The organism is Candidatus Galacturonatibacter soehngenii (genome assembly GCF_008830185.1).
GTDB classification, from domain to species: Bacteria; Bacillota; Clostridia; order Lachnospirales; family Lachnospiraceae; genus Lachnotalea; species Lachnotalea soehngenii.
Genome location: NZ_WAGX01000004.1, coordinates 47,195 through 60,157 on the forward strand (window position 1 = coordinate 47,195; position 12,963 = coordinate 60,157).

The 12,963-nt window shown below is 32.9% G+C and carries 12 protein-coding genes; 10 read left to right on the forward strand and 2 right to left on the reverse strand.

Annotation, left to right across the window (positions count from 1 at the left end; all coding sequences use genetic code 11):
* Nucleotides 1–450: 450 nt before the first annotated feature.
* The 8 genes from F7O84_RS02825 to xerD all read left to right on the forward strand — a co-directional run bounded on the left by F7O84_RS02825 (nucleotide 451) and on the right by xerD (nucleotide 7,658).
* Nucleotides 451–654 (forward strand): hypothetical protein, encoded by a 204-nt coding sequence (locus tag F7O84_RS02825; protein ID WP_151141754.1) that lies wholly within the window; start codon nucleotides 451–453, stop codon nucleotides 652–654.
* Nucleotides 655–930: 276 nt separating this feature from the next.
* The gene (gene recA / locus F7O84_RS02830) at nucleotides 931–1,968 is read left to right on the forward strand and encodes a recombinase RecA (protein WP_151141756.1); all 1,038 of its coding nucleotides are present in this window, start codon (nucleotides 931–933) and stop codon (nucleotides 1,966–1,968) included.
* Nucleotides 1,968–2,600, forward strand: a complete 633-nt coding sequence (locus F7O84_RS02835) for a regulatory protein RecX (protein ID WP_151141758.1) — start codon at nucleotides 1,968–1,970, stop codon at nucleotides 2,598–2,600. Before recA ends, F7O84_RS02835 begins: the two co-directional genes overlap by 1 nt.
* A 131-nt stretch (nucleotides 2,601–2,731) precedes the next feature.
* A complete protein-coding gene (rny, locus tag F7O84_RS02840; RefSeq protein WP_478210075.1) occupies nucleotides 2,732–4,279 on the forward strand; it encodes a ribonuclease Y in 1,548 nt (515 codons plus the stop codon).
* A 220-nt stretch (nucleotides 4,280–4,499) separates the two neighbouring features.
* Nucleotides 4,500–5,297 (forward strand): pyrroline-5-carboxylate reductase, encoded by a 798-nt coding sequence (gene proC / locus F7O84_RS02845; RefSeq protein WP_151141763.1) that lies wholly within the window; start codon nucleotides 4,500–4,502, stop codon nucleotides 5,295–5,297.
* A 42-nt stretch (nucleotides 5,298–5,339) separates the two neighbouring features.
* Nucleotides 5,340–5,876: an NUDIX hydrolase gene (locus F7O84_RS02850; RefSeq protein WP_151141765.1), complete on the forward strand. Its 537-nt coding sequence runs from the start codon at nucleotides 5,340–5,342 to the stop codon at nucleotides 5,874–5,876.
* Between the two features lie 86 nt (nucleotides 5,877–5,962).
* Nucleotides 5,963–6,559, forward strand: a complete 597-nt coding sequence (locus F7O84_RS02855; RefSeq protein WP_207708035.1) for a stage II sporulation protein M — start codon at nucleotides 5,963–5,965, stop codon at nucleotides 6,557–6,559.
* A 214-nt stretch (nucleotides 6,560–6,773) separates the two neighbouring features.
* On the forward strand, nucleotides 6,774–7,658 hold the full coding sequence (gene xerD, locus F7O84_RS02860) for a site-specific tyrosine recombinase XerD (RefSeq protein ID WP_151141769.1): 885 nt from the start codon (nucleotides 6,774–6,776) through the stop codon (nucleotides 7,656–7,658).
* A gap of 16 nt (nucleotides 7,659–7,674) precedes the next feature.
* On the opposite strand, the gene F7O84_RS02865 is transcribed toward xerD, so the two are convergent.
* Both F7O84_RS02865 and F7O84_RS02870 read right to left on the reverse strand, forming a co-directional pair.
* Nucleotides 7,675–8,706: a 3-deoxy-7-phosphoheptulonate synthase gene (locus F7O84_RS02865; protein ID WP_151141771.1), complete on the reverse strand. Its 1,032-nt coding sequence runs from the start codon at nucleotides 8,704–8,706 to the stop codon at nucleotides 7,675–7,677.
* Between the two features lie 177 nt (nucleotides 8,707–8,883).
* Complete coding sequence (locus tag F7O84_RS02870) at nucleotides 8,884–10,401, reverse strand: putative polysaccharide biosynthesis protein (RefSeq protein WP_151141773.1); 1,518 nt, start codon at nucleotides 10,399–10,401, stop codon at nucleotides 8,884–8,886.
* A gap of 75 nt (nucleotides 10,402–10,476) precedes the next feature.
* On the opposite strand from F7O84_RS02870, the gene nifS reads away from it, so the two are divergent.
* Together nifS and mnmA are read left to right on the forward strand one after the other, a co-directional pair.
* Complete coding sequence (gene nifS / locus F7O84_RS02875) at nucleotides 10,477–11,655, forward strand: cysteine desulfurase NifS (RefSeq protein ID WP_151141775.1); 1,179 nt, start codon at nucleotides 10,477–10,479, stop codon at nucleotides 11,653–11,655.
* 98 nt (nucleotides 11,656–11,753) lie between these two features.
* A complete protein-coding gene (gene mnmA / locus F7O84_RS02880; RefSeq protein WP_151143650.1) occupies nucleotides 11,754–12,842 on the forward strand; it encodes a tRNA 2-thiouridine(34) synthase MnmA in 1,089 nt (362 codons plus the stop codon).
* Nucleotides 12,843–12,963 lie beyond the last annotated feature (121 nt).

The following is a 12,963-nucleotide window of genomic DNA, read 5'->3' on the forward strand; positions in this document are numbered from 1 at the left end:
GGAATTAATAAAATGGATAATTAGTACTAATTTTTTTGTAAAAAAAAGTAAAAAAGGGTTGATTTTTAAAAAATGATATGGTATTATATGTAAGAAATGTGAAATTGATATCGAAAGAGGTATTCAAGAAGCATGTTGACTTTACATAATTGTCTTTATGCCTTTCAGTCATGTTCGGCTGGGGAGTATGAGTGGAAATGTCCGGAACTTTCGTTCCAAGATGCCTAGTGGCTGTATAATACGGTAATCTTTAATAAATCCCCAATATTTTACGTGTATAACCTGATTACTTATGTATGATAGAAGATTTAGTTCATATCAGAAAAAAAGGGGTTGTCGGTAGAAGTAGTTTTTAGTTAGTCAAGTCGATTAAGTATGCTTTGAATCAAGTTAGATTCATGTACTTATCAAAGATGCACCAATATACCGGTACAGTCAATAAGGACAAGAGTGAAGTTTAAATCACAACATTGGTGCATGGAATCATCCATTGAAAATATTTCAATTTTTTCAGCAAGGGGAGAGCTAAAAGAACGAGTTTTTCAAAAAGAGTGGATATTTCAAGTTTTCAATTTTATTTCAGCAGGTAACAAAAGTCTGCTTTCTATGTCTAAGAAAGCAACCAGAAGGTATTTTACGGTGTTTGCTTTATAGTCGATAAATCCTTCTATCTGGTATTTCTGTATGAGCGGTTAATGGTTCGGACAGTATATCCAACCTTAACCGCGAATGTCTTTAAATGATTAAATGAATAATCTTTATTCTTCCTTATTTCCACTTCATGTATCATGTGATTAAATAATTAATAAAAAGAAATAGTGATGTGATTTCAAATTTTATTTTTATATTATAAAAAGATTGACAAGTAGACGAATGTATAATAATATTATAATAAGAAAACGAACATAGGTTCGCATAAAGGAGACTGTCATGGTAAAAGAAGATAAATTAAAAGCATTGGATGCTGCATTAGCAAATATTGAAAAGCAGTTTGGTAAAGGTTCCGTTATGAAACTTGGTGATGCGGGTACTGGCATGAATGTGGAAACTGTACCAACAGGCTCATTAAGTTTAGATATTGCACTTGGAATGGGTGGTATACCTAAGGGAAGAATTGTTGAAATATATGGACCAGAATCAAGTGGTAAGACTACAGTAGCTTTACATATGGTTGCAGAGATGCAAAAAAGGGGTGGTATTGCTGGATTTATTGATGCAGAACATGCATTAGATCCTGCCTATGCCAAGAATATAGGAGTAGATATCGATAATTTATACATATCTCAACCGGATAATGGAGAACAGGCGTTAGAGATTACTGAGACCATGGTACGTTCTGGGGCAATTGATATTGTTATTGTAGACTCTGTAGCAGCATTAGTTCCAAAAGCAGAAATAGATGGAGACATGGGTGATTCTCATGTTGGTTTACAGGCGAGACTTATGTCTCAGGCGCTTAGAAAGTTAACTGCTGTCATCAGTAAATCAAATTGTATTGTAATTTTTATTAATCAGCTACGAGAAAAAGTTGGTGTAATGTTTGGAAGTCCAGAGACTACAACAGGTGGACGTGCGTTGAAGTTTTATTCCTCCATTCGTTTAGATGTAAGAAGAATTGAGACATTAAAACAAGGCGGAGAAGTAATTGGAAATAGAACAAGAGTTAAGATTGTTAAGAATAAGATAGCACCTCCTTTCAAAGAAGCGGAGTTTGACATTATGTTTGGACAAGGAATTTCCAGAGAAGGAGATATACTGGATTTGGCTGCTAATATCGGTGTTATTAGTAAGAGTGGTGCGTGGTATGCATATGAAGGTGACAAGATAGGGCAAGGAAGAGAGAATGCTAAGATTTTCCTAAAAGAGCATAAAGAGATTATGGAAGAGGTTGAAATTAAGGTTAGAGAACAGTATGGAATTACTGGAATCAAACCAGAAGATCAAGCTGTCCAACAAGAGGAAGAATAATGTTAGTTACAGCATTGGAGGAATATACCAAGGGTAGATATAAGATATACTTGGATGAGCAGTTCGCTTTTGTATTATACAAAAGCGAACTGAATTATTTTAAAATAGAATTAGGAAAAGAGCTAGCAGAAGAAGATTATATAAAAATAAAAGAAGAGATTATACTAAAGCGCGCCAAGAAGAGAACCTTATATCTATTAAAAAAGATGGATCGAACAGAACAAGAATTAAGGAATAAATTAAAAGACGGTTTTTATACAGAAGATATTATAGGGAAAGCGATTGAATATGTAAAAGGATATAATTATATTAATGATGAAAGTTATGTACAACGTTTTATAGAATATAAAAGTAAGTTCAAAAGTAAACTAGAAATAACCTCACAGTTAAAACAAAAAGGTATATCAAAAGAAGTAATTAATTGTATTTATAATTCCATTGAGATTGATGAAAGTAATGCAATTATAAAATTGATTAAGAAAAAAGTGAGTAATATAAATGAGATAGATCATAATCAAAGAAGAAAGCTTTATATGTACTTATGTAGGAAAGGCTTTCAGTACGAAGATATCGATAAAGCAATTGAAAAGATGAAAGAAGAAAATGAGAATGTAATCGATTTTGGTGAATAATTATACAAAATTGATTGCTATGAAAATGATAAAAAATGTAGTGTCTACTTGACATAATGTTTAAAACAGTATAAAATTTAAGTATTGTATTTTGTACAATGAAAACTAAATAAGGAGGTGCTCCTGTGTCAATAGCTGATATTATATTAGTTGCATTTATCACGCTTGTTGTAGCTGTTCCTATTACTTGTGTTGCTGCTATTTCCTATCGCAAAAAGATTGTAGAAAAGAAGTTGGGAGATGCAGAGGAAAAAGCAAGAGAAATAATAGATGAAGCCATTAAAACTGCAGAAACAAAAAAACGTGAAGCTTTACTTGAGGCCAAAGAAGAGTCACTCAAAACAAAGAATGAGCTCGAAAGAGAATCGAAAGAAAGAAGAGCTGAAATACAGCGTTATGAGAGACGTGTTTTATCAAAGGAAGAAGCTTTGGATAAAAAGTCTGAAGCCATAGAAAAGAGAGAAGCTGGATTTGCAGCAAAAGAAGAATTATTAAATAAACAAAAACAAGAAGTTGAAGAACTTCATGAAAAAAGGGTACAGGAACTAGAAAGAATCTCTGGACTTACCTCCGAACAAGCAAAAGAATATCTTTTGAAAACTGTTGAAGATGAAGTGAAACATGACACTGCGAAGCTAATTAAAGAATTAGAAAGCAGAGCGAAAGAAGAAGCAAACAAAAAGGCAAAGGAATATGTAGTAACAGCAATTCAGAAATGTGCTGCTGATCATGTAGCTGAAACTACAATATCTGTAGTTCAACTTCCAAATGATGAAATGAAGGGAAGAATTATAGGTAGAGAAGGTAGAAATATCCGAACTTTAGAGACTATGACGGGAGTTGATTTGATTATTGACGATACTCCTGAAGCAGTTATTTTATCAGGCTTTGATCCAATTAGGAGAGAAGTTGCGAGAATCGCACTTGAAAAACTTATAGTTGATGGACGTATTCATCCAGCTAGAATTGAGGAAATGGTTGATAAAGCTCAAAAAGAAGTGGAATTAATGATGCGTGAAGAGGGTGAGGCGGCAACGCTTGAAGTCGGTGTTCATGGAATTCATCCTGAACTTGTCCGATTACTTGGTAAAATGAGGTTTAGAACAAGCTATGGACAGAATGCATTAAAGCATTCAATCGAAGTAGCACATTTGTCAGGTTTATTAGCATCTGAAATTGGTGTTGATATTAGATTGGCGAAAAGAGCAGGTTTACTACACGATATTGGTAAAGCTGTCGATCATGAAATGGAAGGCTCACATATTCAATTGGGTGTTGACTTATGTAGAAAATACAAGGAATCACCAACCGTTATTAATGCAGTAGAATCACATCATGGTGACGTTGAACCGGAAACACTAATTGCATGTATTGTACAGGCTGCAGATACAATTTCTGCCGCTAGACCGGGTGCAAGAAGAGAAACACTAGAAACGTACACAAACAGATTGAAACAACTTGAAGACATCGCTAATGTATATAAAGGCGTTGATAAATCTTTTGCAATTCAGGCCGGAAGAGAGATTCGAATTATGGTAATTCCAGAGCAGGTAACAGATGCTGATATGATACTTATGGCAAGAGATATTTCTAAACAGATTGAATCAGAATTAGAATATCCTGGCCAGATAAAAGTTAATGTTATACGTGAATCACGTGTAATTGACTACGCGAAGTAAGATTCGCATGGATTTATATGAATTGATGATTGAAAAAGCCTTATAAACTTTGTTTATAAGGCCTTTTTTGTATAATAAGAAAGTTCTTAAACTGTTCTATTATACAAAAAGATGACAAGTGTACAGGAGTGGTTGCTTTGAAACTAGCGTATGTTAATTATAGGTAACTTCATATATCTTATATAAACAGATTATGTAAAAGTTGTAAAGGAGTAATTATATGTCAAAAATAGGATTTATAGGTATGGGCAATATGGGCTATGCCATGCTAAAAGGTTCTTTAAATACCTTTTCTAAAGAAGATATAACATTTACAGATGTAAATCAAGAACAGTGTAAAAAGATAATGGAAGAGACAGGAGTACATTACTTTAGCAGTAATGCAGAGTGTGCAAACAACAATAAATACATTATATTGGCAGTAAAACCACAATACTATGAAACCGTTATAAAAAATATAAAATATGTGATAACGAATGAGCAAATAGTAATATCAATAGCACCAGGCATTACAATTGATGAACTTAATATTAAGCTTGGAACGGATAAAAGAATTATTAGAGTAATGCCAAATACCCCTGCTTTACTAGGAATGGGTATGACGGGAATCACATATGATAAAGGATTATTTTCACAAGAGGAAATAGAAACGGTATATCAACTATTGCAATCATTTAGTAAGGTGGAATATGTAGAGGAACGTTTGATGAGTGCTGTGACATGCGCCAGTGGAAGTTCACCAGCTTATGTATATATGTTTATAGAAGCGTTAGCTGATAGTGCAGTAAAATACGGTCTTCCAAGAGACAAGGCATACGAATTTGTTGCTCAAACGGTGAAAGGAGCGGCTGAAATGGTACTTGTTACAAAAGAACATCCAGCAAAATTAAAAGATCAGGTTTGCTCCCCAGGAGGTACGACAATAGCAGGAGTTGCAGCCTTAGAAGAATACGGATTTCGTAATGCAATTATAAAAGCTACTGATGCATGTTATGAAAAGGCGGAAAAGATAAAATAAAAATGTATAATAACTACCTAAATGCAAGAATAGGAGAATAGAATGGCAGAAAAATATTATCGGTTAAAAAGAGAACTGGTACATACTGGAAGGATTATAAGTCTATATAAAGATTATGTGGAAATTCCAAATGGAACAGTGGCAGAATGGGATTTTATTGGTCATAAAGGAGCAGCAGCAGTTGTACCCGTTACAGAAGATGGAAAAATTCTTATGGTAAAGCAATATAGAAATGCAATAGATCGCTTCACTGTTGAGATTCCTGCAGGAGGTTTAAATACAAGTGATGAACCTATGCTTACCTGTGCAAAAAGAGAATTAGAAGAAGAGACAGGATTTCAATCAAATAATCTGGAATTTTTGATTAGTATAAGAACTGCAGTTGCATTTTGTAATGAAAGAATTGATGTTTTTGTAGCTAAGAATCTGGTAAAGACAAGTCAGAATCTAGATGAAGACGAGTTTATCGATGTGGAAGCTTATGACATTGATGAGTTATGCAATAAAATTTTCACAGGTGAAATACAAGATGCCAAGACAATTTCTGCATTGTTAGCGTATAAAACAAAATATTGTTAATTTTCATTCTACCTAAGATACACACGAAAATATGGTATTCAAATTAGTACAGATGCATATAATGAATAAACAGCATGTTCAGTTGGGTGAGGATCATTCTAAAATTTAAAATTATTCATAAGAGATTTTTTATCATTCTTTTTATGGTTGGATTTTTGATAGGCATTTTGTTTACAAATATTTTTGGAAAAGCATATATATTAGGAGTAGGATTATTAGGAGAATATTTTTTACTTCATTTTAAATATACACAGATTAATTATAATAGACTTCTAATGTATGTATTTCAAGAAAGAATCAAGTTATTTTTAGTTATATGTATATTAGGAGTTACCAATATAGGTATCTTTGTGATAGGCGCATTTATTCTCTGGCTTGGATTTTCCAGTGGTGTCTTATTATCAGTTGCCATATTAAAATTTGGTATGAAGGGTATTATGATATGCTTAAGTGCAGTGTTCCCACAATTTTTAATATACATACCCGTATATCTATTATATTGCGATAAGCTAATTGATTTAAAAATTTCTGGTAGAAGTACATTGAAAAAGCAAAAATGGTTGCAATATATATTATTTATTGGAGTTGGGTTAATAGCAATATCTTTTGGAGTTGTCTTAGAATCTTATATTAATCCTATTATTTTAAAAAAGGTTATAAGTATAATCAACTTAAATACCTAGAAGGTTACAATCGATTCCTATAAATTAGTAAAAAAATTAAGAAATTATTACAACATGTAGTAGTTTTGATTCTTATAAAATGTATATGTTGTATGTAACACAGTAAACCAAAATTTTGACGTAAAATTATGTTTGATTTTACGTCATTTTCTTATTATAATACTAATTATATAATATATTTGTAACATTTTGGTAAAAATTGTGAGGGAAAAAAATGGAACAAGACATTGTAGCATTTATCGGGTATTTACATGATGTTAAAAAGACAACAGGTAATACGGAACTTTCGTATCAAAGAGATTTAAAGAAGATGGAAGCTTATTTTAAACAACAAAATATAAGTGACATTAGTAAAATTAGTTTTACGAATCTGAATTCTTATATTCTATATCTTGAGCGTAAAGGTTTTGCTATAACCACCATATCGAGAAATATTGCATCGATTAAAGCTTTTTTTAATTTTATGTTTAAAGAGGGCAAAATTAAGAGTGATGTTTCTGAATTGCTAAAGTCACCGAAAATAGAAAAGAAGGTTCCAGATGTTTTAACCGTAAAGGAAGTAGAACTATTACTTAATCAGGCTAAATGTTTAACACCTAAGGAGATTCGCGATAAAGCTATGCTAGAGTTACTTTATGCTACAGGTATCCGCGTAACCGAACTTATTTCATTAAGATGCATAGATGTTAATCTGTATATGGGCTACATAATTTGTCATGATAAGAATAAAGAAAGAATCATTCCGTTTGGCAAAAATGCAAAGATGGCTTTGGAGAACTATTTGAATCAAGCAAGAAATCAAATAATAGATGACGAATCAAATCAATTGTTATTTACAAATTGCTCAGGAAAGCCCATGAGTAGACAAGGATTTTGGAAATTAATCAAACACTATGCAAAAAAAGCAGGAATTAATTCTGAGATTACACCACATACCTTAAGACACTCTTTTGCAGCACATCTAGTAGAAAACGGTGCAGACTTAAAATCAGTTCAAGAAATGCTAGGGCATTCTGATATATCAACGACTCAAATTTATGCAAGTATGAGTCATAATAAAATACGAGAAGTATATAAAAAAGCTCACCCCCGCGGGTGAGCTTTACTTACGATTGTTAGCGATTAAGTTCCGCAATTTCATAAATGAGTCGTTCAGAAGAATCCCATCCCAGACAAGGATCTGTAATGGATTTACCATAAATGTGTTCACTAATTTTTTGACATCCTGGTTCAATATAACTTTCTATCATAACACCCTTTACAAAACGATTGATGTCAGGTGAGAGAATACGGCTATGCATTACTTCTTTTACAATGCGAATTTGCTCTGCATACTGTTTGTTAGAATTTGCATGGTTCGCATCAACAATTACGGCAGGGTTTACAAGATCACGTTCATTATAAAGATTTAATAATAGATTCAAATCTTCATAATGGTAATTAGGAATGCTTTGCCCACGTTTGTTTACGGAGCCTCTTAAGATACAGTGCGTTAATTCATTACCATCAGTTTGCACTTCCCAACCTCTATAGATGAAGCTATGTCCCAATTGAGCAGCCACAGCAGAATTAAGCATAACAGAAAAGTCACCACTGGTTGGATTTTTCATTCCAGCAGGAATCTCCATACCACTTACGGTAAGACGATGCTGCTGGTTTTCAACAGAACGTGCACCAATGGCAACATAGGATAAGATGTCCGATAAATATCTCCAGTTATCAGGATAAAGCATTTCATCAGCAGCAGTAAGTTCACTTTCTTCAATTGCACGAATATGCATTTTTCGCATTGCAATTAAACCTGCAAATAAATCAGGTTCTTTTTCAGGATCAGGCTGATGTACCATACCTTTATATCCTTCACCAGTAGTTCTAGGTTTGTTTGTGTAAATTCTTGGGATTAAAATCAACTTATCTTTTACTTGTTCTTGTACCCTAGTAAGTCTGCTTACATAATCACAAACGGCGTCTTCATTATCGGCAGAACATGGTCCAATGATTACCAAAAATTTATTGGATGCACCAGTAATCACATCACGGATTTGAGCATCACGTTCAGATTTTATTTTAACTAATTCTTTTGAAAGAGGGTATTGTTCTCTTATTTCTTCTGGAACAGGTAATTTTCTTATAAACTTAAAACTCATGGTTATCTCCTCATATACACGTATTTTCAACTTTTATGCTTGGTCACAATTGATTTTATTCTAGTAACCAATGGTATCAAAGCTTGAACTGAAACTATTATAATACATTTTAGATGTGTTGTCGATTGTATACTTAGTCAAACTTTAGTAAAAATATTCAGTTCCTTTATTAATTATTTATGACTTACTCGGAAAAAGCTTTAGGTAATATAAAATTAATAAATAAACAATGCAAATTGAGGTGCATGAAATACCAACATTGATTAGATTGTTTTGCCAGTTTAGATGTTTTAATAAAACGCTTGTATATACACCGAAACATATAGAAATACATAACACACCTAGTGGCTTAACAACCCATTGATAAAGTGATATGGAAATTGGTACGTATAGATTTAAAACAATGTAATTTAAAAATGTCATAGCCAATTGTCCTGCCAATAATCCCCATAAGTATCCTTGTATTCCAAAACGTGGAACACAAATTAGGATAAAGGCAATTCGAATAAAGATAGAGGCAAGGCTATGTAAAAAAGTTACAGTTGTTTTGCCTAAGCCATGTAAAATACTAGTCAGTGTAGTTGACAAATATAGAAATGGACAAATCCACGCTAACGTTACAACAAAGTCACCAGATAGGGAACTGTTAAATATAATACGCCCCATGTCATCTCCAAAACATAAAAAGATTCCCGTGCATAATATTCCAAGGATGATACAATACTGAATGGTTACTTTTGAGGTACGTTGTATGCGATTCGTATTAGAAGCGGCTTGTGCCTCTGCAACGTCTGGAAGTAACATGACAGACAAAGAATTCGTAAAAGAGGACGGGAACAAAATAAGTGGCAGTGCCATACCATTTAATATACCATAAATGCTTAAAGCCTCACTGTTTGTTAGACCATATTTTCGAAGCTGTATGGGAATAAGGACAGCTTCTACACTTTGCAATAACGTAATAACAACTCGATTAGCCGTGAGTGGTAAAGACAAAGTAAATATATTCTTAAAATAATAAGAAGGAATGCGACCATTTAGGTAAGTTGAATGTGATACATTTGTCTGAAGTAAAATTGCAGTAACTGTAAATAAGGCAGATGCAATTTCTCCTGTAACGATTCCAATTGCTGCAATGGATGCAGTGACAGGAATTCCTTTATCTGTTACAACAACATAGATGACATATACACTAATCACCCGAATCACTTGTTCAATTAATTGAGAAAATGCAGGAACGCCAGCTTTTTTTGTTCCATAGTAATAACCATTTATACAAGTGTGTATCGCTCCAAACGGAACAGAGAAAGCTATAATTTTCAAAAGGTCACTACATCTTTCTTCCTTCAAAAAATGAATTGCGATATACCCAGAGTTTGAGTAAATTAAATATGCAATTAAAACAGATGGTACTAAGGCCAAAATAAGTCCTGCATATAATACTTTAAGAGCTCCTTTTAAATCATTGGTAGCCAGCTTAGCAGAAGTAAATCGTGAAATTCCAGTATGTATTCCTGATACCGTTAAAGAAAAGCAAAGAATGTAAACGGGAAAAATAAGTTGATAAATTCCCATACCTTCTGCACCTATTGTATGGGAGAGGAATATTCTATAAAAAAAGCCAATAATCCGGCTGATGAATCCGGCTATTGTTAAATATAAAGTTCCTTTTATTATGGTATGTAGTTTCTTCAATAGAGGTACCTAAAATAATATTTTTAATAGTTTATTCAATTAGCTAAAATATAAGAACATGTTGGAGGGGATAGAATGGGAAAATTCATATATCTTGATAATGCAGCTACAACACAGACTTCAGAAAGAGTGTTAAAAGCAATGCTTCCTTTTTATGCTAGGAGCTATGGGAATCCTTCATCAATTTATGATTTCGGAGAAAAAAATAAAAAAGCAATTATAAAAAGTAGAGAAATTATAGCAAAATCAATTCATGCAAGTACAGAAGAAATATTTTTTACATCGGGTGGGAGTGAAGCAGATAATTGGGCCTTACAAATTGCAGTTAACAAAAATAAATCAGAAAAAAGGCATATGATTACGACTAAAATCGAACATCATGCAATACTAAATACATGTAAAAATCTAGAAAAACAAAACGTAGGTGTTACTTATCTAAATGTTGATGAAACTGGTATGGTTAATATTGAACAATTAAAAAGGAGTATTACACCATATACGAAATTAATTTCTATTATGTTTGCAAATAATGAGATTGGAACAATTGAGCCGATCAAAGAAATCGGCAAAATAGCACGAGAAAGAAATATTATTTTTCATACTGACGCCGTACAGGCATTTGGGCATGTACCAATTGATGTAGATGAATTCTATATAGATATGATGAGTGCAAGTGCACATAAATTAAATGGCCCAAAAGGAGTTGGGTTCTTATATATAAGAAAAGGAATAGAGATATCCCCTATGATTTTTGGGGGAGGCCAAGAAAAGGGAAAAAGGGCAGGAACAGAAAACGTACCTGGAATTGTTGGATTAGGAGAAGCAACAAGACTTGCAATCGAAAGAATCGATCAAAGGTATAAAAGAGAAATAAAATTGCGAGACTACTTAATCAAAAGAATTTTGAATGAAATTCCATATACGAGATTAAATGGTAGTACTCAAAACAGACTTCCAAACAACGTAAATATAAGTTTTCAATTTGTAGAAGGAGAAAATTTGCTTGTATTACTTGATATGGCTGGAATTTGTGCATCGGTTGCCTCCGCTTGTTCATCGGGTGCAAGCTCCCCATCTCACGTATTAAGTGCAATAGGGCTCCCAGATGAGATTGCTTATGGAACGTTGCGTCTAACTTTAAGCGAACATAACACCATAGATGAATTAGATTATGTAGTAGATACCTTGAAACAAATTGTGAAAGAATTAAGAGAAAAAAATAGTGAGTACCAAGAATTTTGTGGTAAGTACTAGTTATTTTTTTTAATAACTGTTATAGTAAAAAGGTAATAGATATATGTTACAGGTAAAATTTTACTTGTAAAATTGTAAGAAAAGTAGTGGAGGAACATATGGAAAAGAAAAAAGTAGTAATTGGAATGTCGGGAGGAGTCGACTCTTCAGTTGCAGCCTATCTTTTAAAAAAACAAGGATATGATGTCATAGGTGCAACCATGCAAATATGGCAGGATGAATCAATAGATGTGCAAGAAGAAACAGGAGGCTGTTGTGGCCTTAGTGCAGTAGATGACGCAAGAAGAGTAGCAAATGATCTGGATATTCCTTATTACGTTATGAATTTTAAAAAAGAGTTTAAAGAAAACGTGATTGATTATTTTATTGATGAATATTTACAAGGCAAAACACCAAATCCTTGTATTGCTTGTAACCGATATGTAAAATGGGAGTCCTTATTGGATCGTAGCTTAGAGATTGGAGCTGATTATATTGCAACAGGGCACTATGCACAGGTTGTACAATTAGAGAATGGAAGGTTCACTCTTAAAAAGTCAGTTACAACAGCAAAAGATCAGACCTACGCATTATATAATTTGACACAATTTCAATTGTCACATACTCTAATGCCAGTAGGAGAATATACAAAAGATGAAATTAGAGCAATTGCAAAAGAAATTAATTTAAAGGTAGCAAATAAACCTGATAGCCAAGAGATTTGTTTTGTTCCAGATAACAATTATGCAAAGTTTATTGAAGATAATACGAATGTGAATCTAGTTGAAGGAAATTTTGTTGATTTAGATGGAAACATCATTGGAAAACATAAAGGGATTGCACATTACACAATTGGACAACGAAAAGGATTGAACTTATCAATGGGACATCCTGTATTTGTAACAGAGATTCGCCCTGATACCAATGAAGTTGTGATTGGTAATGCCGATGATGTTTATGCAAACAAATTAATTGCAACTAATGTAAATTTTATGTCGATTGAAGATTTAGAAGGTAAGTTGGAGGTTGTAGCTAAAATTCGTTATAGTCACAGCGGAGATTTGTGTACAATTGAAAAAATGGAGAACAATAACATTTTATGTACCTTTGATAAACCACAACGAGCAATCACGCCAGGACAAGCAGTTGTTTTTTATGACAACGACTTAGTGATTGGCGGTGGAACAATACTAAAGAGTATTGATTAAGAAAGAATATTGATGGCGACAAAAATCAACATAGATGATAACAACGAATGTTAAATCTGTGTTAAATTCATGTTAAATATATACTTGAATTTTAAAATCTATTGATATAAAGCTTCATAGT

Coding starts and splice junctions, on each gene's coding strand:
- mnmA (WP_151143650.1), top strand. CDS start 11,754: ATGGAAAAGAAAAAAGTAGTAATTGGAATGTCGGGAGGAGTCGACTCT.
- F7O84_RS02865 (WP_151141771.1), bottom strand. CDS start 8,706: ATGAGTTTTAAGTTTATAAGAAAATTACCTGTTCCAGAAGAAATAAGA.
- xerD (WP_151141769.1), top strand. CDS start 6,774: ATGGAACAAGACATTGTAGCATTTATCGGGTATTTACATGATGTTAAA.
- F7O84_RS02835 (WP_151141758.1), top strand. CDS start 1,968: ATGTTAGTTACAGCATTGGAGGAATATACCAAGGGTAGATATAAGATA.
- proC (WP_151141763.1), top strand. CDS start 4,500: ATGTCAAAAATAGGATTTATAGGTATGGGCAATATGGGCTATGCCATG.
- F7O84_RS02850 (WP_151141765.1), top strand. CDS start 5,340: ATGGCAGAAAAATATTATCGGTTAAAAAGAGAACTGGTACATACTGGA.
- recA (WP_151141756.1), top strand. CDS start 931: ATGGTAAAAGAAGATAAATTAAAAGCATTGGATGCTGCATTAGCAAAT.
- nifS (WP_151141775.1), top strand. CDS start 10,477: ATGGGAAAATTCATATATCTTGATAATGCAGCTACAACACAGACTTCA.